Source organism: Streptomyces sp. CA-181903 (assembly GCF_050937075.1).
GTDB lineage: Bacteria > Actinomycetota > Actinomycetes > Streptomycetales > Streptomycetaceae > Streptomyces.
Window position 1 is genome coordinate 2,729,336 of record NZ_JBNJLY010000001.1, and the last position, 18,961, is coordinate 2,748,296.

Genomic DNA, 18,961 nt, shown 5'->3' on the forward strand with positions numbered 1-18,961 from the left:
GTGGCGTCATCGGGCGTCTCCCGCGGGGTAGAGCGGCAGCCGGGGGTCGACCGGCTGCCGGGGCCAGGTGGCGCGGATCCAGGCGTGGTCGGGGTGGTCGCGGATCAGCCACTCCCGGGGGCCGGGCCCCGCCATGACGTTGAGGTAGTACATCGGGTGCCCGGGCGCGGCGACGGACGGCCCGTGCCAGCCGTCGGGGATCAGCACCGCGTCGCCGGTGCGGATCTCCGCGAGGACATCGGTTCCCCCGGCGCGGGAGGGCGACACCCGCTGGTAGCCGAGACCGGGTTCGCCGCCGGGGCCGGGGGCGATCTCGAAGTAGTAGACCTCCTCCAGCCGGGACTCCTCCCCCGGCCGGTCCTCGTCGTGCTTGTGCGGCGGGTACGAGGACCAGTTGCCGCCGGGGGTGAGGACCTCGACGGCGATCAGCCGGTCACAGGCGAACACATCCGCCGCCGCGAAGTTGTTGACCTGCCGCGAACAGCCGCCCGCACCGCGCAGTTCGACGGGGACGGCCGGGGCGGGCCCGTACCGGGCGGGGAAGCGGTGCTCGCACCGCGCCCCGGCGAGCGCGAACCGCCCGCCGGCGGGCGCCGTGACGGTGACGCGCGCGTCCCGTGGGACGTACGCGAAGTCGGTGACGGCCGTGAACACGCTGTCCCGCCCGCGCAGGGTGAAGGTCACGGTGTCGAGGACGGCGACCGTACAGCCGCCCGCCAGCGGCAGCACGATCCACTCGCTGTCGCCGGTGGGGAAGGTGTGGGTGCCGCCGGGCGGGAGGCTGAGGATCCGCAGGGACGAACGGTCCCAGCCGGCGCGGGCGGGGTCGACGTCCAGGGAATAGGGACCACGGGCGGCGCTGCCGGCGGGGAGGTGGGTCATGGGGTGCGGACTCCTGCGGAGGGCTGGGACGGGGCGGGGTCGGGCGGGGCGAGGTCGGTTCGGGTGCTCCCGGCCTCCGACTCCTCCCTTCCCCCGGCCGCGGGCGGGGACGCGTGGGCGCGTGACGGGTGGGAGGAGGGCGGTGCGGAGGTTTCGCCTGAGGGCCTCGCGGGTGGGTGGGTTGCCCCTGTCCCGCCCCTTCCCGTTTCTTGCAGGGGCTGCGCCCCCGCCCCCCCAAACCGCGCTCCGCGCGGTTGTCCTCAAGCGCCGGACGGGCTGATTCATCCGACCAGCCCCGCCACTCGGTCCACCGCCCCCGCCACATCCCCGTCCGGCGGATAGAGCAGCGCCCGCCCCGCCACCATCCCCCGTACCCCCGGCAACGCGAGCACCGCGCCCCACCGCTCGTACGCCCGCTCGGCGTCGTCGGGGCGGGAGCCCGCGTCGCCGCCGAGGAGGACGACCGGGAGGGTCGTGGCCCGCAGTACGTGGGCCATGGCGTCGGTGTCGTCGCTGACGGGGACCTTGAGCCAGGTGTAGGCGGAGGTGGCGCCGAGGCCGGAGGCGATGGTGAGGGAGGTGGTGATGGCCTCGGCGGTGAGGTCGGTGCGGAGCGGGCCGCCGCCGTCGCGGCGGCATAGGAACGGTTCGACGAAGACCGGCAGCCGGTGCGCGGCCATGGCGTCGACGGCCCGGGCGGCGGACTCCAGGGTGCGCAGCGAGCCGGGGTCGTCCGGATCGATGCGGAGCAGCAGCTTCCCCGCGTCGAAGCCGCGTCGGGCGAGGTCGTCGGCGCTCGGGCCGGTGAAGCGGTCGTCGAGTTCGAAGGAGGCGCCGAAGAGGCCGCCGCGGTTCATGGACCCCATGACGACCTTGCCGTCCAGGGCGCCGAGCAGCAGCAGGTCGTCGAGGATGTCGGAGCTGGCGAGCACGCCGTCCACGCCCGGCCGGGAGAGGGCGACGCAGAGACGTTCCAGCAGGTCGGTCCGGTCGGCCATGGCGAGGCGGCGCCCGCCGGCGGAGAGGGCGCCGCGCGCGGTGTGGTCGGCGGCGACGACCAGCAGCCGGCCGGACGGCCCGAGCAGCGGACGGCGCGGCCGGCGCGCGGCCGCCTCGGCGATGGCCTCGGGATGGCGACTGCGGACGGTGGTGAGGTCGGAGATGCGCACGGGCGGGCTCACGGCCGCTCGTCCCCTCGCGCGGCGGGCCGGGGAGCGGCGGGGCGAGGGGCCTGGGGTCGGGGGTCCGCTGACCCGGGCGCTCGGGGTCGGGAGTCCGCGGGTTTGGGCGCTGCGGGACGGGAATCCGCAGGCCCGGGCGCCACGGGACGGAAGTCCACTGATCCGGGCGCCACGGGCCGGGAGTCCACGGGGGTGGGCGCTCCGGGTCGGGAATCCGCAGGCCCAGGCGCCACAGCTCCGGAATCCGCAGGCCCGGGCGCCACGGCTCGGGAGTCCGCAGGCCCAGGCGCCACAGCTCGGGAGTCCGCAGGCCCAGGCGCCACAGCTCGGGAGTCCGCAGGCCCAGGCGCCACAGTTCCGGAATCCACAGGCCCAGGTGCCACACCTCGGGCATCCCCGGCCCCCGTCCCCCCGCACCGGAGCGTCCCCGCCCGGTGGGCCGTCAGCAGTGCCTCCACCTCCTCCGGCCGCGGCATCGCCGACGAGCAGGCGAGCCGGGACGCGACGAGGGCGCCCGCGGCGTTGGCGAAGCGGAGGACGTCCGGCAGGGGGCGGCCCGCGAGGAGGCCGTGGCAGAGGGCGCCGCCGAACGCGTCCCCCGCCCCGAGGCCGTTGAGGACCTCGACCGGGACGGGCGGCACCTCGGCGCGGATGCCGTCGCGGTGCAGGGCGAGGACGCCGTCGGGCCCACGCTTCACGACGGCGAGTTCGACGCCCGCGGCCAGCAACGCCCGGGCGGCGGCCTCGGGTTCGCGTTCACCGGTGGCGACCTCGCACTCGTCGAGGTTGCCGACGGCGACCGTCGCGTGCCGCAGGGCCGCCGCGTAGTGCGGGCGCGCGGCGGCGGCCGCGGCGGCGCCCGTCCGGCCGCCCGCGCCGGAGGCGCCGCCCTCGCCGCCCCAGAACAGCGGCCGCCAGTCGAGGTCGAACACGGTGTGGCCGCGCCGCTCGCGGGCCGCGAGCGCGGCGAGGGTGGCGGACCGGCTGGGCTCCTCGCACAGGCCCGTTCCGGTGACCCAGAGGATCCGGGCGGCGCGGATCGCCGCCACGTCCAGTTCCTCGGGGCGGATTTCCAGGTCGGGCGCCTTGGGCCGGCGGTAGAAGTACAGCGGGAAGTCGTCGGGCGGGAAGATCTCGCAGAAGGTGAGGGGCGTCGGGTAGGCGGGGACGGGCGTCACCCAGCGGTCGTCGACGCCGAAGCCGCGGAGTTCGGTGTGCAGGTAGGCGCCGAAGGGGTCGGCGCCGGTGCGGCTGATCAGGGCCGTGCGGCGGCCCAGCCGGGCGGCGGCGACGGCGACGTTGGCCGCCGAGCCACCGAGGAACTTCCCGAAGGCGTCCACCTCCGCCAGCGGCACACCGGCCCGGAGCGGGTAGAGGTCCACGCCGAGCCGGCCCATGGCGATCAGGTCGTGGGCGTGGGGGATCTGCGGTCCGTCCGGCTCGCTCATGGGGTCAGGTGTAACCGGGGCCGCCGAACACTGTCAAGGAATTGTCCTTACATACTGACGTCCCGTGCCGGCCGCTTGACGTTACGTCCGTATGTCCTGTCGAAGCCTTGACACCCCCTCACCGGCCCAGGAAGCTACGGACATCCCCACTGCCCGCTGGGAGGAGAGCCGCATGCTCGACCGGATCCGCGTCGGTTCGGCGCCCGACTCCTGGGGCGTCTGGTTCGCCGACGATCCAGCGCAGGTGCCCTGGCGGCGCTTCCTGGACGAGGTGGCCGACGCGGGCTACCGCTGGATCGAGCTCGGCCCGTACGGCTACCTGCCCACCGACCCCGCCCGGCTGCGCGACGAGACCGCCCGGCGCGGCCTGAGCGTCTCGGCCGGAACGGTCTTCACGGCCCTGCACCGCGGCCCGGCCGTCTGGGACGCCACCTGGGAACAGGTCTCCCGGGTCGCCGCCCTGGCCCGCGACACCGGCGCCCGCCACCTCGTCGTCATCCCGTCCTTCTGGCGCGACGACCGCACCGCCGAACTCCTGGAGGACCCCGAACTGACGCCCGAGCAGTGGCGTTCGCTCGCCGCCGGCACGGAACGGCTCGCCCGCGAGGTCCGCGACGCGTACGGGCTGGAGATCGTCGTCCACCCGCACGCCGACACGCACATCGACACCGAGGAGCACGTCGCCCGCTTCCTCGACGCGACCGATCCGGAACTGGTGCGGCTGTGCCTGGACACCGGGCACTACGCGTACTGCGGCGGCGACAGCGTCCGGCTCATCGAGACGTACGGAGAGCGGATCGGCTACCTCCACCTGAAGCAGGTGGATCCCGGCGTGCTCGCCGACGTCGTCGCGCGGGGGACGGCGTTCGGGCCGGCGGTGCGGCAGGGGGTGATGTGCGAGCCCCCTCGCGGGGTGCCGGCATTGGAGCCCGTGCTTGCGGCCGCGGCGCGCCTCGACGTCGACCTGTTCGCCATCGTCGAGCAGGACATGTATCCGTGCGCGCCGGACGCGCCCTTGCCGATCGCGCGGCGGACGCGAGCGTTCCTGCGCTCGTGCGGCGCGTAGCGCCGCGGTGTCTGAGCCCCGATCCCGCCCTTTCACCGTTTCTTCCAGGGCTGCGCCCCGGACCCCGGCATCGCGGCTTCGCCGCGAGGTCCTCAAACGCCGGACGGGCTGATTCAGCCCGCCCGGCGTTTGAGGACAACCGCGCGGAGCGCGGTTTCGGGGGTGCGGGGGCTTGCCCCCGCAAGAAACGGTGAAAGGGCGGGCCCGGGGCACCCCACCCACCCACAAGGACCACCGCATGAGAAACCTCCGCATCGCCCTCCTGGGAGCCGGCCGCATCGGCTCCTTCCACGCCGCCACCCTGACCCGCACAACCGGCGTCGGCGACCTCTTGATCGCCGACGCCGACCCGGCCCGCGCCGCCGCCCTCGCGGCACGCATCCAAGCGAAAGCCCTCGACTCGCCGGAGGAGGCGTTCACGACGGCCGACGTGGACGCCGTGGTCATCGCCACGGCCACAGCCGCCCACGCCGACCTCATCACAAGAGCCGCCCGGGCCGGCCTCCCCGCCTTCTGCGAGAAGCCGATCGCCGTCGACCTCCCGGGCACGGCCCGCGCCCTGGCCGAGGCCGAGCGAGCGGGCACGCTGCTCCAGATCGGCTTCCAGCGCCGCTTCGACGCCGGTTACCGCGCCGCCCGCGAGGCCCTGCGCGCCGGGCGCCTCGGGCGGGTGCACACCATCCGGGCCGTGACGTCCGATCCGGCGCCGCCGCCGGCGGAGTTCCTGCCCCTCTCCGGCGGCCTCTTCCGCGACTGCATGGTGCACGACTTCGACACCGTCCGGTGGCTGACGGGACGGGAGGTGACCGAGGTGTACGCCCGGGGCTCGGACGCGGGCGCGCCGGCCTTCCGGGAGCACGGTGACGTGGACACCGCCTGCGCGCTGCTCACCCTGGACGACGGCACGCTGGTGTCGGCCACGGCCACCCGCTACAACGGCGCGGGCTACGACGTCCGTACGGAGCTGTGCGGGGACCGTGACCAGTGGGCGGTGGGCCTGGACGCCCGGACGCCGCTCACCTCGGCGGAGCCGGCCGGGCCCGGGGCCCCGGAGCGTCCCTGGCCCGGGTTCCTCGAACGCTTCGAGAGCGCGTACCGCGCCGAGCTGGACGCCTTCGTGCGCGCCGTGCGCGGCGCGCTGGACAGCCCGTGCCCCGGCCGCGAGGGCCTGAACGCCCTGCTGATCGCCGAGGCGTGCGAGCTGTCCCGCCGGGAGAACCGGCCGGTGGGACCGGCCGAGCCGGCCGTGGCGGCCGGGCTCGGCTGACCGTACGGACGCGCGGCCGCCCGAACACCACGTCGCCGCCGGGTTACGAGCGTCACGACTCGGTCAGTCTTCCTCGACAGCCGTCCCACAGCCCTGCCCGCCCGGCTCGCCCGGGCCGCTCCCCGGGTGAGGCTGCGTGATCGAGAACGGCAGCGTCGCGGACCCCCCGACGGAACCCCCTCCGTGGCCGCGGCGCAGTGGAGAGGCGCGAGAGATGACCGACCGTCGACTCTGGTCCTACAAAGAGATCGCCGCACACATCGGGGTGCAGACCGATACGGTGCGGTCCTACCGCAAGCACGGTCTGCTGCCGTCGCCCGACCTCACCGAGGACGGGAAGCCGTACTGGTTCGCCGACACCATCCGGCTGTGGGTCGCCGAACGCCCCGGCAACCGGGCCCGGCGGGCGCGCCGGGGCTGACTGCCCCGAAGCCCGTCCCGAAGCCTGGCGCAATACCCCGGGGGGTACGATGGCGGCGCAGTCGCCAACCGGTCCACTTCACCGAGGAGCACAGCATGACGCACGGAACGACCGCCGGGACCACCACCGTCTACCAGGTGACCGGCATGACCTGCGGCCACTGCGAGAGCGCGGTCGGCAGCGAGCTCTCCGCGCTCGACGGGGTGACCTCCGTCAAGGCCGAGGCGGCCACCGGCCGGGTCACCGTGGTCTCGGAAGGCCCGTTGGACGACGAGGCCGTCCGGGCCGCCGTGGACGAGGCGGGGTACGAGCTGGTGGGCCGCGGCTGATCCACCCTCTCGCCGTACCCCGACAAGGGCCCTGATTTCCGTTCAGGGCCCTTGCCCTTTTCCGTCCCCTTTGCCACACGAAAACAAGAGACCTAGATCACAGCAATTCCGGGGTAACCATTCCGCACATGGATTGGTCTAACCAGGCAGTGCTGGATCGTCTTGGGGGACGGGCCGGCCACGCGTGGCCGGGACACGTACCCGGGGAGCTTTGAGCGGCCCTCCCGTCCGTACGTTGTCCCGGCAGATCGCGTCCGAGAGGCGGCGCACCCCGGTGCGCCGCGGGAACGGTGAGCGCGCGGCGCGCATTCGGACTCCCGGGCGGATCCCGTGGGGGAATCCGCTTCGGGACGGAAAGCGCCCCGCTCCGACCCGTGGGGGGATCGGAGCCGGGGCGCTTTTCATTGATGCCATGTACAACTTCCTGCGTTGCCATGTACATGTGCTACGTACATCATTTTTATTAGGGGTAACCGCCGGTATCGCCTTGACAGGCGGCGGATCCGGTACGGGCCCGGGGCGGCGTCCGGTACGAACCCGGTACGGCGTGGGGTACGGCCCCGCACGCGAACGGCGCCCCCGCCGCCCCCGGAGGGGAAGCGGGGGCGCCGTACCGGCGACCCGGGAAGCGAGGGTCAGCGGGCCTCGACGGGCACGAAGTCGCGCTCGACGACGCCGGTGTAGATCTGGCGCGGGCGGCCGATGCGGGAACCCGGCTCCTTGATCATCTCGTGCCACTGGGCGATCCAGCCGGGCAGCCGGCCGAGCGCGAAGAGCACGGTGAACATCTCGGTCGGGAAGCCCATCGCCCGGTAGATGAGACCGGTGTAGAAGTCCACGTTGGGGTAGAGGTTGCGCGAGACGAAGTAGTCGTCGCTGAGCGCGTGCTCCTCCAGCTTGAGCGCGATCTCCAGCAGCTCGTCGTCCTTGCCCAGGGCGGAGAGGACGTCGTGCGCCGCGGCCTTGATGATCTTCGCCCGGGGGTCGAAGCTCTTGTAGACGCGGTGGCCGAAGCCCATCAGGCGGACGCCGTCCTCCTTGTTCTTCACCTTGCGGATGAAGGCGTCGACGTCGCCGCCGGAGTTCTTGATGGACTCCAGCATCTCCAGGACGGCCTGGTTGGCGCCGCCGTGCAGGGGGCCCCACAGGGCGTTGATGCCCGCGGAGATGGACGCGAACAGGTTGGCCTGCGAGGAGCCCACCAGGCGCACGGTCGAGGTGGAGCAGTTCTGCTCGTGGTCGGCGTGCAGGATGAGCAGCTTGTCCAGGGCGCTCACCACGACCGGGTCCAGGTCGTACTCGGCGGCCGGCACCGAGAAGGTCATGCGCAGGAAGTTCTCGACGTAGCCGAGGTCGTTACGCGGGTAGACCACGGGGTGGCCGACCGACTTCTTGTACGCGTAGGCCGCGATCGTCGGCAGCTTGGCGAGCAGGCGGATCGTGGAGAGGTCGCGCTGCTTCTCGTCGAAGGGGTTGTGGCTGTCCTGGTAGAACGTCGACAGGGCGCTGACCACGGACGACAGCATGGCCATCGGGTGGGCGTCGCGCGGGAAGCCGTCGTAGAACCGCTTGACGTCCTCGTGCAGCAGGGTGTGCCGGGTGATCTCGTCCTGGAAGCGCGACTGCTCGTCGGCGGTCGGCAGCTCGCCGTTGATCAGCAGGTACGCCGTCTCGAGGAACGTGCTGCGCTCGGCCAGCTGCTCGATGGGGTAGCCGCGGTAGCGCAGGATGCCCTGCTCGCCGTCCAGGTAGGTGATGGCGGACTTGTAGGCCGCCGTGTTGCCGTAACCGGAGTCCAGGGTCACCAGACCGGTCTGGGCGCGCAGCTTGCCGATGTCGAAGCCCTTGTCACCGACGGTGCTGTCGATCACCGGGTAGCTGTACTCGCCGTCCCCGTAACGCACTACTACAGAGTTGTCGCTCACGTCATCCCTCACCGACGTTGTGCCTCTTCTTCGAGGTGCCCTGACTACCCCTACCTTCCCCCATTTGGACGCGGTCCGTGCACTCGGGGTCGGCCATAGGGCCCAAGAGCGGCACTGAGTGCCGTCCAGCGTGCCATCCTGCCCCCTTCGCCCCGATTGGTAAACCGCTCAGAGACGAACACCACCTCCCATGGCGAGCCGGTGATCGAGAGCGGTGCAGCGCCGGCCCGCGCCGACCGTGCGCACGGCCTGCCCGAGGGCGCGCCGCGAGCCGACCAGGACGACCAGCCGTTTCGCCCGGGTTACCGCCGTATAGAGAAGATTGCGCTGGAGCATCGTCCAGGCGCTCGTCGTCACCGGGATCACCACCGCCGGGTATTCGCTGCCCTGGGAACGGTGGATCGTCACGGCGTAGGCGTGGGCGAGTTCGTCGAGTTCCGTGAAGTCGTAGCCGACCTCCTCGTCCTCGTCGGTGCGGACCGTCAGCCGCTGCTCGACCGGGTCGAGGCCGGTGACCACGCCGACCGTGCCGTTGAAGACGCCGTTCTCCCCCTTCTCGTAGTTGTTCCGGATCTGCGTCACCTTGTCGCCGACCCGGAAGACGCGGCCTCCGAAGCGGCGCTCGGGCAGGTCGGGGCGGGCGGGGGTGACGGCCTGCTGGAGGAGCGCGTTGAGGGCGGCGGCCCCGGCCGGGCCGCGGTGCATCGGGGCGAGCACCTGGACGTCCCGGCGCGGGTCCAGGCCGAACTTGGCGGGGATGCGGCGGGCGGCCACGTCCACGGTGAGCCGGCCCGTCTCCTCGGTGTCCTCCTCGGCGAAGAGGAAGAAGTCCGCGAGGCCCGTGGTGACGGGCGGGACGCCGGAGTTGATGCGGTGGGCGTTGGTGACCACGCCGGACTGCTGCGCCTGCCGGAAGATGCGGGTGAGGCGGACGGCGGGGACCGGGCTGCCCGGGGCCAGCAGGTCGCGCAGCACCTCGCCCGCGCCCACCGACGGCAACTGGTCGACGTCCCCGACGAGCAGCAGGTGGGCGCCGGGGGCCACGGCCTTGGCCAGCTTGTTGGCCAGCAGCAGATCGAGCATGGACGCCTCGTCGACGACGACCAGGTCGGCGTCGAGCGGCCGGTCCCGGTCGTAGGCGGCGTCGCCGCCGGGCTTGAGCTCCAGCAGTCGGTGGACGGTGGACGCCTCGGCCCCGGTGAGCTCCGCGAGGCGCTTGGCGGCCCGGCCGGTGGGCGCGGCGAGGACCACCTTCGCGCGTTTGGCGCGGGCGAGTTCGACGACGGACCGGACGGTGAAGGACTTGCCGCAGCCGGGACCGCCGGTGAGGACGGCGACCTTGCCGGTGAGCGCCAGCCGGACGGCGTCCCGCTGCTCGGGCGCGAGTTCGGCGCCCGTCCGGCCGGCGAGCCAGGTCAGGGCGCGGTCCCAGTCGACGTCGCGGAACGCGGCCAGCCGGTCGTCCTCGGCGCGCAGCAGCCGGGACAGCTGGGCGGACAGGGAGAGTTCGGCCCGGTGGAAGGGGACGAGGTAGACGGCGGTGACCGGCTGCCCGTCCTCCGGGCCCGGCACGGTCTCCCGCACCACGCCCTCCTCGTCGGCGGCGAGTTCGGCCAGGCACTCGATCACCAGGCCGGTGTCCACCTGGAGGAGCTTCACCGCGTCGGCGATCAGCCGCTCCTCGGGCAGGAAGCAGTGCCCCTGGTCGGCGGACTGCGAAAGGGCGTACTGCAGGCCCGCCTTGACGCGTTCGGGGCTGTCGTGCGGGATGCCGACGGACTGGGCGATCCGGTCGGCGGTGAGGAAGCCGATGCCCCACACGTCGGCGGCCAGCCGGTACGGCTCCTTCCGGACGACGGAGATGGAGTCGTCGCCGTACTTCTTGTAGATGCGGACGGCGATGGAGGTGGAGACCTCGACGGTCTGGAGGAAGAGCATCACCTCCTTGATGGCCTTCTGCTCCTCCCAGGCGTCGGCGATCTTCTTCGTCCGCTTGGGGCCGAGGCCCGGGACCTCGATCAGCCGCCCGGTCTCCTCCTCGATGATCCGGAGGGTGTCGGTGCCGAAGTGCTGCGTGATGCGGTCGGCGAAGACCGGGCCGATGCCCTTGACCAGGCCGGATCCCAGGTAGCGGCGGATGCCCTGGACGGTGGCGGGGAGCACCGTCGTGTAGTTCTCCACCGTGAACTGGCGGCCGTACTGCGGGTGGGAGCCCCAGCGGCCCTCCATCCGCAGCGATTCGCCCACCTGGGCGCCGAGGAGCGAGCCGACGACGGTGAGCAGGTCGCCGGCACCACGGCCGGTGTCCACCCGGGCGACGGTGTAGCCGTTCTCCTCGTTGGCGTAGGTGATGCGTTCGAGCACCCCTTCGACCACTGCCGGTTGTGCCATGGAGTGACGGTACCGCCGGGGTCGGACAACGCCCGTCGCGGGTGCGAGGCGAGGGGCCGTCCCAGGTGCGACGTGAGGGGAACGGGGTGACACGAGGGGCGGGCGGGAGCGACGCGAGGGGGCGGGCGGGAGCGACGCGAGGGGGCGGCCCGGGCGACGCGAGGGGCCCGGTCCCTGACCGAGCCCCTCGTTTCTCCCCCCGGCCGGCTTCCCCTTGATCCCCCGGATACCTCCCCCGGGAAGCCGGATGCCACATACGACAACCCTCGCGCCCGGGAGGTTGCGGCCCCTCCGAAGCGTTATCGATCCGTTACCTGAAGTGGCGGGAAGTCCGTTACGCACGGGGAAGCCGGTTCTCTGTGAAACTCGCTTTCTCCACTCTCGCTGTCCCCGGTCTCCCCCTCCCCGACGTCTCCCGGCTCGCCGCCGAGCACGGCTGGGACGGCGTCGAGCTCCGCGCCCACCCCGAGGAGCCCCTGCACACCGGCAGCGGCCCGGCCGAACGGGCCGCCGCGGTACGGCGGTTCGCGGCGGACGGGGTGGAGATCCTGGGGGTGGCCGGGTACGCCCGGGTGGCCGGGCCCGGCCCCGACGAGCCGGTGTTCGACGAGCTGGACGCGCTCGTCCGGCTCGCCGCCGACCTCAGCGCGCCGTTCGTCCGGGTGTTCCCGGGCGCCGGGGAGCAGCCGGTGGAGGAGGCGGAGGCCACGGCCGCGCGCCGGCTGGCCTGGGTCGCGCCGCTCGCCGCCGACCTGGGCGTCCGCGTACTGCTGGAGACCCACGACTCGCACCCCCGCGCGCAGGACGCCGTGCGGGTGCTCGGCCCGGTCGGGCACCGCAACGTCGGCGCCCTCTGGGACCTCCTGCACACCTGGCGCAACGGCGAGCCGCCCGCCGCCACCCTGCCCGCCCTCGCCCCGCACCTCGGCTACGTCCAGGTCAAGGACGTCGCCTCGGCGGAGGACACCGCTCCGCTGCCGCTGGGCACGGGCGCGGTGCCGATCGCCGCGTGCGTGGCGGAACTGGTCGCCGCCGGCTGGGAAGGCTGGCTGTGCTGGGAGTACGAGAAGCGGTGGCACCCCGAGGCGCCGGACTTCGCGGGGCTCGCCGGGCCGGGGCGGGAGTACCTGGGCGGCCTGCTCCGGCGCTGAGCGCCCGTCAGTCGGCCGCGACCGTCACGGCGATGCCCGCCAGGGCCGTCCCCGTGACGTACCGCTGTACGCGCAGCCAGCGCGGGCGGCGGCCGAGGAACGAGGCCACGGACCCGGCCGAGACGGCGATCAGGCCGTTGACGGTGAGCGCCACGGTGACCTGGGTGAGCCCGATCAGCAGGCTCTGCAGGGGGACGGACCCCCGGTCCGGGTCGACGAACTGCGGCAGCACCGACACGTAGAGGATCGCGATCTTCGGGTTGAGCAGGTTGGTGACGAAGCCCATCACGAAGAGGCGGCGGGCCGGGTCCGGGGGCAGCGGCTTGGGGGCGAACGCCGAGGTGCCGCCCGGCCGCAGGGCCTGCCACGCCAGCCAGGCCAGATAGCAGGCGCCGGCGAGCTTCACCGCCGTGTAGACGGCCGGGACCAGCGCGAAGAGGGCGGCGATCCCGGCGACCGCGGCCAGCAGGTACACGAGGAAGCCCGCGGCGACGCCCAGCAGTGAGATCAGCCCCGCGCGCCGCCCCTGGGTCACCGAGCGGGACACCAGGTACATCATGTTGGGCCCCGGGGTGAGCACCATGCCGAGGGCCACCAGGGCCATGCCCGTCACCGCGTGCCAGGTGACCACGGAGAACTCCTTTCCGGGACCGGTCTCGTCGTAGCGGGGTCGCGTCGTACGGGAGCGCAATGGCGTGCCGAGGGGGACGGGGTCGCGTCTTGGGGGACGGATCACCAGCGTCGCGTGCGACCGCCGCGCGGCACCAGTCCGATGTTCTTCACGGTGCGTTTGAGCGGTGCTTCACGGAACGGCGTCCCGCGGAACGGCACTTCAGGGAACGGCGTTACCCGGGGCGACGCTCGGCCGCGCGGCTGCCGCCCCGGCGGCTGCTTCCCCGGCGGCGGCCGCCCCGGTGGTGGCCTCCCCCGTAGCGGCCTCCCCGGCGGTGGCCTCCCCCGCGGCGGCCGGCCCGCCCGTACGCACCACCCGCCGGAAGCCCGGCCGCCCCGTCCCCGCCAGCGAGGCCACCGCGATGCCGCCGACCAGCAGCACCGCCGCGCCCCACCGCAGCGGAGTCACCTCCTCGTCGAGCAGCAGCGCGGCCGACGACATCCCGAAGACCGGTACGAGCAGCGAGAAGGGGGCCACGGCCGAGGCGTCGTAGGTGCGCAGCAGGTGGCCCCAGAGGCCGAAGCCGAGCACGGTACTGATCCAGGCGACGAACAGCAGGGCCCCGACGCCGCTCCAGTCGAGGGAGCGCAGCGCCTCCGCGTCGGCGTGCGGGCCCTCCACGGCGAGGGAGAGCAGGAGCAGCGGCAGCACCGGGACGGCGCTCACCCAGACGATGAACCGGAAGGCGTCCGGCGCGGCGGCCTTGCGGGTGAGGATGTTGGAGACGCCCCAGAAGGCCGCCGCGGCGATGACGAGGGCGAAGCCGAGGAACGGCCCGGACAGCCCTTCGTCGACCGCCGCGACCACGATGCCGGCGACGGCCACGGCCAGGCCCACCGCCCGCGCTCCGCGCAGCCGTTCGCCCAGCGCGACGACGGCGAAGAGGGCGGTGAACACCGCCTGCGCCTGGAGGACGAGCGAGGACAGCCCGGCGGGCATCCCGGCGCCCATGCCGACGAACAGCAGCCCGAACTTGCCCACGCCCAGCGTCAGTCCGACCCCGATGATCCAGCGCCACTTCACCGGTGGCCGGCCGACGAGGAAGACCGCGGGCACGGCGGCGGCGAGGAAGCGCAGGGCGCCGAAGAGGAGGGGCGGGAAGTGGTCGAGGCCGACGTCGATGACGACGAAGTTGACGCCCCACAAGGCGGCGACGAAGACGGCGAGGAGGAGGTGGCGCGGACGCATGGGACCAGCATCACGGGCCGGGACCGTGCAGCACCAGTTCACCTTCCTTCACTATGGGGTTGAGCAATGCTTCAACGAGCGGCCGATGCGACGGCAGAAGGTAGGGGAACGTGCTGGACCTGTCCCGAATGCGCGCCCTGCACGCCGTGTCCGTCCACGGCTCGGTCAGCGCGGCGGCGCTCGCCCTGGGCTACACGCCGTCCGCCGTGTCCCAGGCCATCGCCAAGCTGGAGCGGGAGACCCGGACGCCCCTGCTGGAGCGGCGCGGCCGGGGCGTGGTCCTCACCGACGCCGCCGTACGGCTCGCGGACACCGCGCGGGAGCTGCTGGCGCTGGTCGAACGGGCCGAGACCGAGCTGGACGAGCGCCGCGGGCTGCCCACCGGGCGGCTGACGGTCGCCGCGTTCCCCACGGCGGCCAGGGACCTGCTGCCGGGCGTCCTGGCCCGGTTGGCGCGGGAGCACCCGACCGTGGACGCGCGGATGTCGGAGGTCGACCCGCACCTTTCGGTGGGGCTGGTCGCGCAGGGGGCGGTCGACCTGGCCGTGGCCCACGACTGGGACATCAGCCCGCTGCCCGCGCCGGAGGGCATGGCGCGGGTGACGCTGGGCGAGGACCGGTGCGACGTGATCGTCCCCCGCGGCCACCGGCTGGCCGGACGGGACGTGATCGTCGCGACGGACCTGGTCCACGAGCACTGGATCTGCCAGCCGCCCGGCACCATCTGTCACGACTGGCTGGTACGGACGCTGCGGGCGACCGGCCACGAGCCGGACCTCGCCCACCAGGTGGCCGAGTTCCAGACCCAACTGGCCCTGGTGGACGCCGGTCTGGGCATCGCCCTCGTCCCCCGGCTGGGCCGCGGGGCGCTGCCGTCCGGCGTGGTCGCGCTGCGGCTCGAACCCCAGCCCGTACGCCGGCTGTACGCCTACTGGCGAGTCGGCGCGGCGCGGCGTCCCGCGATCACCGAGACGGTCCGGCTGCTGCGCGCGGCGGCGGCCGGCGCGTAGCCCGGGAACCGGCTGACCGGCCGGACCGTCCAAGGGCCGTGCCGTCGGCGAGTCCTCGCGGCGCGGTGCCGGGGCCGTCGCACGCCGCGTCGCCCGGCCGCCCACCCACCGGCCGCGGCCGCGGCACGCCGCCGCCGGTGCGTGCCCTCCCGAAGCACCGGCGGCGGCACCCGGGAACGCGACGGCGGGCGCCCCCTCGCCGGGAACGCCCGCCGCTCTCGCGTGCTCCGGCCCTACGGCCGCAGCGCGCTCTGCTTGTCGTTCTTCACGCGGTCGAGCTTGGCGTCGAACGGCGCGAGCGGCTTGGCTGCCTTCTCGTCCTTCTGGACGGCCTGCGGCGCCACGCCGGCCCACTTCAGGACCTCGGCCGTGGCCTTGGCCCGCTCGTCGGCCACCAACTGGGCGATGTTCGAGCCGTGGTTGCCGCCCGGCGCGTAGAAGCGGTAGTCGTGCCGCGCCTCGGCGCCCCTGCCCAGGCGGAACGGTTCACCGCTCCACGGGTCGTTCTGCCCGTACACGAAGAGCATGTTCCGGCTGTCCTCGCGCACCCAACGGTCGACGTCCGCCATCGCGCCGGGGTGGAAGGTCATCGGGATGTCCCGGGGGACGTACGAGCGCGGCTGGTTGATGCCGGGGTAGCGCAGCACGCCCTTGAGGTGCGGGTTCTTCACCGTGGGGGACCCCAGCTGGGTGCCCGCCTGGTAGTAGTACGGGGTGAAGCGCTCCAGGCCCTGGTCCGTGTAGCCGTCGAAGCCCGAGATGTCGTCGATGAACTTGTACAGCTCGTCGGTGGACGCCTTGGTGGCCGGGACGGACGCGCAGTCGCTCTGCAGGTGGTACTGCCAGAAGGACCACACCAGGTCCAGGACGACGTTCTCGTACGCCTTGTCGGCGCTGCCGACGACCTTGAACGTCTTGCCGTTCTCCTTCGCCCACTTCTCGTAGCGGGCGACGATCTCGTCCCGGCGGACGAGCGCCTCGCGCTGCACCGAGTTGAGCTGGGTGCGGCAGGCCTTGTCACCGACGTTCTGGAAGAACTTGTCGTACGCCGAGTCTTCCTTGTCGTTCACGTCGTTGGGCGCGACGTAGGCGACCGTGCCGTTCATGTCGTTCGGGTAGAAGCGGCGGAAGTAGGTGGCCGTCATGCCGCCCTTGCTGCCGCCCGTGGCCAGCCAGTTCTTGCCGTAGATCGGCTTGAGCGCCTTGTACAGGCGGTGCTGGTCGCTCGCCGCCTGCCAGATGTCCAGCTTCGACCAGTCGGCGGGCTGCGGCCGGGACGGCGTGAAGAACCGGTACTCCATCGACACCTGGTTGCCGTCCACGATGCGCGTGGGCTCGCTGCGGCTGGGGTTCGTGGAGACGTTGTAGCCGGACGTGAAGAACACGGTCGGCCGGTCGGTGTCCTTGTGCAGCAGGGTGAAGCGCTGCTCGAAGGTCCCCTTGCCGGGATTCCGGTGGTCCACCGGCTGCCGGTACGTCATCACGAGGTAGCGGTAGCCCTGGTAGGGCTTCTCCTCGACGAACTTCATCCCGGGAATCTTCAGGATGCGGTCCTTGATGTCGTTCTGCGGAGCGGTGATCGCCGCCGCCTCCGCCGTGGCGCTGCCGGCGCCGATCGCTCCTATGAGCATCGTCGCCGCCAGCAGCGATCTGAGAGCCTTGCGCATGCGCCCTCCCCTGGGTTCGCAAAGGTCGCCGCGAACCTACCCGGGGTGACATACGTTGCGCCAGACCCTTTGTCCTCGCAGTTCACACGGCTTGGCCCGTTCCCTTCGACGCTCACACGCCCGGCACGGGCCGACCGGGCGCGTCCAGCCACACGTGCTCGCCGTCGGCGTCCACGGTCAGACCGAACCGCTCGAACCCGGGCCGCCCACGGGCTTCCCACCAGTGGTAGGCCGCGCTCACCTCTGCCCACAGCTTCCGGGGGCCCGACTGGCACACCTCGAACTCGGCCTTACCCGGCTCGTAGTCCACCGTCGCCCACGACGTGACGGCCGTGTCGCGAAGCCACAGCGTGTAGGAGCCGTCTCCGTACGCCTCCGCCCACGGGAACGCTCCCGGCACCTGAACGCCGATCGCGAACATCACGTGCCAGTCGCCCACGGCGTCCGGAGACAGGGTGGTCATGGAGCACACACCGTCCGCCGGCCATTTCCTGCCGCCGAGGTACTCCCGGACGTGCGTCCGTGCGGTCCGCTGGGCCCGGAGCCGCATGAACGCGGACGACCCGACGAACCGGCCGGCCGCCGACCCGTCCCCCGCGACGGTGAGGCGGACCACCGCTTCCCCGCCGTAGACGGGCCCCCACGGAGCGACGATGGCGCCGCCGGGTCTCGTCTGCGTGATCCACGGCCGGGGCAGGCTGCCGACGGAACAGGTGGCGATCACCCGGTCGTACGGCGCTCTCTCGGGGAACCCCTCGGCTCCGTCTCCTACGACAGTGAGCGGCTCGTACCCCGCCGCGTGCAATCGGGCCCGCGCTGCCCGAGCGCTGGCCTCATCCACCTCGACCGTGACGACGTTCGCGGCACCGACGCGGTGGGACAACAGGGCGGCGTTCCAGCCGGTCCCGGTGCCGATCTCCAACACCCGGTGGCCTTCTTCGACGCTCAGCTCGGCGAGCATCGAGAAGACCATGGTGGGCATGGAGTTGGAGCAGGACGGCACCTTCCCCTTCCCCGGTCCCGTGTACGTACCGTCGTCCCATTGGGTCGTGATCGGCGCGTCCCGGTACACGGCGGCCCACCAGGCTTCGGGGTCCTCTGCGCGGACCACGCGGTCGCTCTGCCGGTTCATGCCGGCGCGGCCGGGCCAGATGACGTCGGGCACGAACAGGTGCCGGGGCACCGCCTCGAAGGCGGGCAACCAATCGCTCGTCAGCGCTCCGGACGCGGTGAGCGCGGAGGCGAGCCCCTTCGGCCCCGCCTCCTCCATGCCGTCGGCGCTCACTCAGTCACCGTCTGCCGGGTTCTTGCCGTCGTTGGTGTTACCGCCCTCATCGGACCCGCCGCCGCCGTGCTTGTTGCCGCTGTCGCTGTCGTCCTGCGGGTTGCCGTCCGCCATCGTCTGCCACCAGGGCATGGCTCTTCCTAGGGTGAGGGGTGGTACCGGTGGGGAGTCTCCCCACGTCACCGTGCGGTTGGGCACCCGTCCGGAGGGACGGGCGTCGCGCCCCGCGTGCCGCGCCGGAAGTCGCCGTTGGGGGGGCACGGTCGGGTCCGCCGGTGAGGCAGACGGGAGTCTGCAGGGGGCCTACGCGCCCCGGGGGCCCCAGTGGGCCGCATACAGGTGCAACCCACGGACAGTCAGCACACGTTCGCCTTCGCCACGGTCACCGCTGTCGAGTGCTCGCGCGAACTCGCTCTTCAACCGGGCGCACTCAAGGCATCCGGTGCGCCCACAGCCGCCCGGTGCGCTGCTCACCGGCGGTTCCTCACCACCACTCCCCACGGCCGTCACCATCCGCGCCGCCCCTCCCGGTTCAGCTCGCGCACACGAGCGCGCAGCTTGTCGGTAGTGGTGGCGCGGCGGTATCGCGTCGGCTGCCAGGTGCGGCCGCCCTCCGGCGGGCGGAGGGTGATCCGGCGGGTGTCGTGGTCCCAGCCGACGACGACGCCGACCCGGTCGCGCTCGGTGTCGAGGATGAGTTCGAGCGGTTGAGGGATCCAGTCATCGACCACAGTGCACCTCGTCCCCGTGCCGCAGCCCCTCCCGCCGCAGCAGCTCCACGCGCTTCCAGTCGCCGGCGCGCCCGGCGGCGTGACGCGCGTCGGTGATCCTCGTGCACGCGGCGCACGGCACGTGCGGGTTGGGCACGAGCGCGGGCCGCGCTGCGACCCCGAAGGGCATGTGCGTCATACGTTCGAACCTCCGCAAATCCTGCTCGTGGGTGCCGATCAACCGACCGAGCCACCATCGGTGATCGGGCACTGTCAGGTTGGACCTGTGTAACGTCGGAGGACAGGGGTTTGGGGTACCCAGCGGGTACCCAAACACCGTGCCAGGGGCGCCCGTTGCCGGATCACG

16 protein-coding genes and 2 pseudogenes are annotated in these 18,961 nt (G+C 72.9%); 6 read left to right on the forward strand and 12 right to left on the reverse strand.

Going from position 1 to position 18,961, the window contains the following annotated elements; all coding sequences use genetic code 11:
- Window positions 1–6: 6 nt before the first annotated feature.
- The 3 genes and pseudogenes from iolB to iolC all read right to left on the reverse strand — a co-directional run.
- Complete coding sequence (iolB, locus tag ACQEVS_RS12180; RefSeq protein WP_433019236.1) at window positions 7–882, reverse strand: 5-deoxy-glucuronate isomerase; 876 nt, start codon at window positions 880–882, stop codon at window positions 7–9.
- 281 nt (window positions 883–1,163) lie between these two features.
- Window positions 1,164–2,063, reverse strand: a complete 900-nt coding sequence (locus ACQEVS_RS12185) for a Cgl0159 family (beta/alpha)8-fold protein (protein ID WP_433019239.1) — start codon at window positions 2,061–2,063, stop codon at window positions 1,164–1,166.
- A gap of 437 nt (window positions 2,064–2,500) precedes the next feature.
- Window positions 2,501–3,511, reverse strand: a pseudogene (gene iolC, locus ACQEVS_RS12190) (5-dehydro-2-deoxygluconokinase); the annotation flags it as partial.
- Between the two features lie 172 nt (window positions 3,512–3,683).
- Between iolC and ACQEVS_RS12195 the strand changes: the two are divergent.
- From ACQEVS_RS12195 to ACQEVS_RS12210, 4 genes and pseudogenes are all read left to right on the forward strand, one after another.
- The gene (locus ACQEVS_RS12195) at window positions 3,684–4,577 is read left to right on the forward strand and encodes a sugar phosphate isomerase/epimerase family protein (RefSeq protein ID WP_433019242.1); all 894 of its coding nucleotides are present in this window, start codon (window positions 3,684–3,686) and stop codon (window positions 4,575–4,577) included.
- Between the two features lie 238 nt (window positions 4,578–4,815).
- Window positions 4,816–5,844, forward strand: coding sequence for a Gfo/Idh/MocA family protein (locus ACQEVS_RS12200; RefSeq protein ID WP_433019244.1), 1,029 nt, complete (start codon window positions 4,816–4,818; stop codon window positions 5,842–5,844).
- A 214-nt stretch (window positions 5,845–6,058) separates the two neighbouring features.
- A complete protein-coding gene (locus ACQEVS_RS12205; protein WP_185946039.1) occupies window positions 6,059–6,265 on the forward strand; it encodes a helix-turn-helix transcriptional regulator in 207 nt (68 codons plus the stop codon).
- Between the two features lie 49 nt (window positions 6,266–6,314).
- Window positions 6,315–6,594: pseudogene (locus ACQEVS_RS12210) on the forward strand (heavy-metal-associated domain-containing protein).
- A gap of 635 nt (window positions 6,595–7,229) precedes the next feature.
- Here the strand turns inward: ACQEVS_RS12210 and ACQEVS_RS12215 are convergent.
- On the reverse strand, window positions 7,230–8,519 hold the full coding sequence (locus ACQEVS_RS12215) for a citrate synthase (RefSeq protein ID WP_185946040.1): 1,290 nt from the start codon (window positions 8,517–8,519) through the stop codon (window positions 7,230–7,232).
- A 168-nt stretch (window positions 8,520–8,687) separates the two neighbouring features.
- Window positions 8,688–10,910 carry an SF1B family DNA helicase RecD2 gene (gene recD2, locus ACQEVS_RS12220; RefSeq protein WP_433019249.1) on the reverse strand — a complete coding sequence of 741 codons (2,223 nt, stop codon included), beginning with the start codon at window positions 10,908–10,910 and terminating at the stop codon, window positions 8,688–8,690.
- A gap of 359 nt (window positions 10,911–11,269) precedes the next feature.
- On the opposite strand from recD2, the gene ACQEVS_RS12225 reads away from it, so the two are divergent.
- A complete protein-coding gene (locus ACQEVS_RS12225; RefSeq protein WP_433019252.1) occupies window positions 11,270–12,061 on the forward strand; it encodes a sugar phosphate isomerase/epimerase family protein in 792 nt (263 codons plus the stop codon).
- A gap of 7 nt (window positions 12,062–12,068) precedes the next feature.
- Here ACQEVS_RS12225 and ACQEVS_RS12230 read toward each other — a convergent pair whose 3' ends face one another.
- Together ACQEVS_RS12230 and ACQEVS_RS12235 are read right to left on the reverse strand one after the other, a co-directional pair.
- Window positions 12,069–12,692: a LysE family translocator gene (locus ACQEVS_RS12230; RefSeq protein ID WP_433019255.1), complete on the reverse strand. Its 624-nt coding sequence runs from the start codon at window positions 12,690–12,692 to the stop codon at window positions 12,069–12,071.
- 201 nt (window positions 12,693–12,893) lie between these two features.
- Window positions 12,894–13,922, reverse strand: coding sequence for an EamA family transporter (locus ACQEVS_RS12235; protein WP_433019258.1), 1,029 nt, complete (start codon window positions 13,920–13,922; stop codon window positions 12,894–12,896).
- 110 nt (window positions 13,923–14,032) lie between these two features.
- Between ACQEVS_RS12235 and ACQEVS_RS12240 the strand changes: the two genes are divergently transcribed.
- Window positions 14,033–14,932: a LysR family transcriptional regulator gene (locus ACQEVS_RS12240; RefSeq protein ID WP_433019261.1), complete on the forward strand. Its 900-nt coding sequence runs from the start codon at window positions 14,033–14,035 to the stop codon at window positions 14,930–14,932.
- 233 nt (window positions 14,933–15,165) lie between these two features.
- Here the strand turns inward: ACQEVS_RS12240 and ACQEVS_RS12245 are convergent, their stop codons facing one another.
- From ACQEVS_RS12245 to ACQEVS_RS12265, 5 genes are all read right to left on the reverse strand, one after another.
- A complete protein-coding gene (locus ACQEVS_RS12245) occupies window positions 15,166–16,599 on the reverse strand; it encodes a S28 family serine protease (RefSeq protein WP_433019264.1) in 1,434 nt (477 codons plus the stop codon).
- Between the two features lie 112 nt (window positions 16,600–16,711).
- Complete coding sequence (locus ACQEVS_RS12250; protein WP_433027489.1) at window positions 16,712–17,869, reverse strand: methyltransferase domain-containing protein; 1,158 nt, start codon at window positions 17,867–17,869, stop codon at window positions 16,712–16,714.
- A gap of 15 nt (window positions 17,870–17,884) precedes the next feature.
- Window positions 17,885–18,016 (reverse strand): hypothetical protein, encoded by a 132-nt coding sequence (locus ACQEVS_RS12255; RefSeq protein WP_433019267.1) that lies wholly within the window; start codon window positions 18,014–18,016, stop codon window positions 17,885–17,887.
- A gap of 374 nt (window positions 18,017–18,390) precedes the next feature.
- Window positions 18,391–18,615, reverse strand: coding sequence for a hypothetical protein (locus ACQEVS_RS12260; RefSeq protein ID WP_433019270.1), 225 nt, complete (start codon window positions 18,613–18,615; stop codon window positions 18,391–18,393).
- On the reverse strand, window positions 18,605–18,793 hold the full coding sequence (locus ACQEVS_RS12265) for a hypothetical protein (protein ID WP_433019273.1): 189 nt from the start codon (window positions 18,791–18,793) through the stop codon (window positions 18,605–18,607). Before ACQEVS_RS12265 ends, ACQEVS_RS12260 begins: the two co-directional genes overlap by 11 nt.
- Window positions 18,794–18,961: the final 168 nt, after the last annotated feature.

Excerpts from the sequence above, each read along its gene's own strand:
- iolB (WP_433019236.1), bottom strand. The coding sequence starts at position 882 with ATGACCCACCTCCCCGCCGGCAGCGCCGCCCGTGGTCCCTATTCCCTG.
- ACQEVS_RS12195 (WP_433019242.1), top strand. The coding sequence starts at position 3,684 with ATGCTCGACCGGATCCGCGTCGGTTCGGCGCCCGACTCCTGGGGCGTC.
- ACQEVS_RS12200 (WP_433019244.1), top strand. The coding sequence starts at position 4,816 with ATGAGAAACCTCCGCATCGCCCTCCTGGGAGCCGGCCGCATCGGCTCC.
- ACQEVS_RS12205 (WP_185946039.1), top strand. The coding sequence starts at position 6,059 with ATGACCGACCGTCGACTCTGGTCCTACAAAGAGATCGCCGCACACATC.
- recD2 (WP_433019249.1), bottom strand. The coding sequence starts at position 10,910 with ATGGCACAACCGGCAGTGGTCGAAGGGGTGCTCGAACGCATCACCTAC.
- ACQEVS_RS12235 (WP_433019258.1), bottom strand. The coding sequence starts at position 13,922 with ATGCGTCCGCGCCACCTCCTCCTCGCCGTCTTCGTCGCCGCCTTGTGG.
- ACQEVS_RS12245 (WP_433019264.1), bottom strand. The coding sequence starts at position 16,599 with ATGCGCAAGGCTCTCAGATCGCTGCTGGCGGCGACGATGCTCATAGGA.
- ACQEVS_RS12250 (WP_433027489.1), bottom strand. The coding sequence starts at position 17,869 with ATGGAGGAGGCGGGGCCGAAGGGGCTCGCCTCCGCGCTCACCGCGTCC.
- ACQEVS_RS12255 (WP_433019267.1), bottom strand. The coding sequence starts at position 18,016 with ATGCCCTGGTGGCAGACGATGGCGGACGGCAACCCGCAGGACGACAGC.
- ACQEVS_RS12265 (WP_433019273.1), bottom strand. The coding sequence starts at position 18,793 with ATGACGCACATGCCCTTCGGGGTCGCAGCGCGGCCCGCGCTCGTGCCC.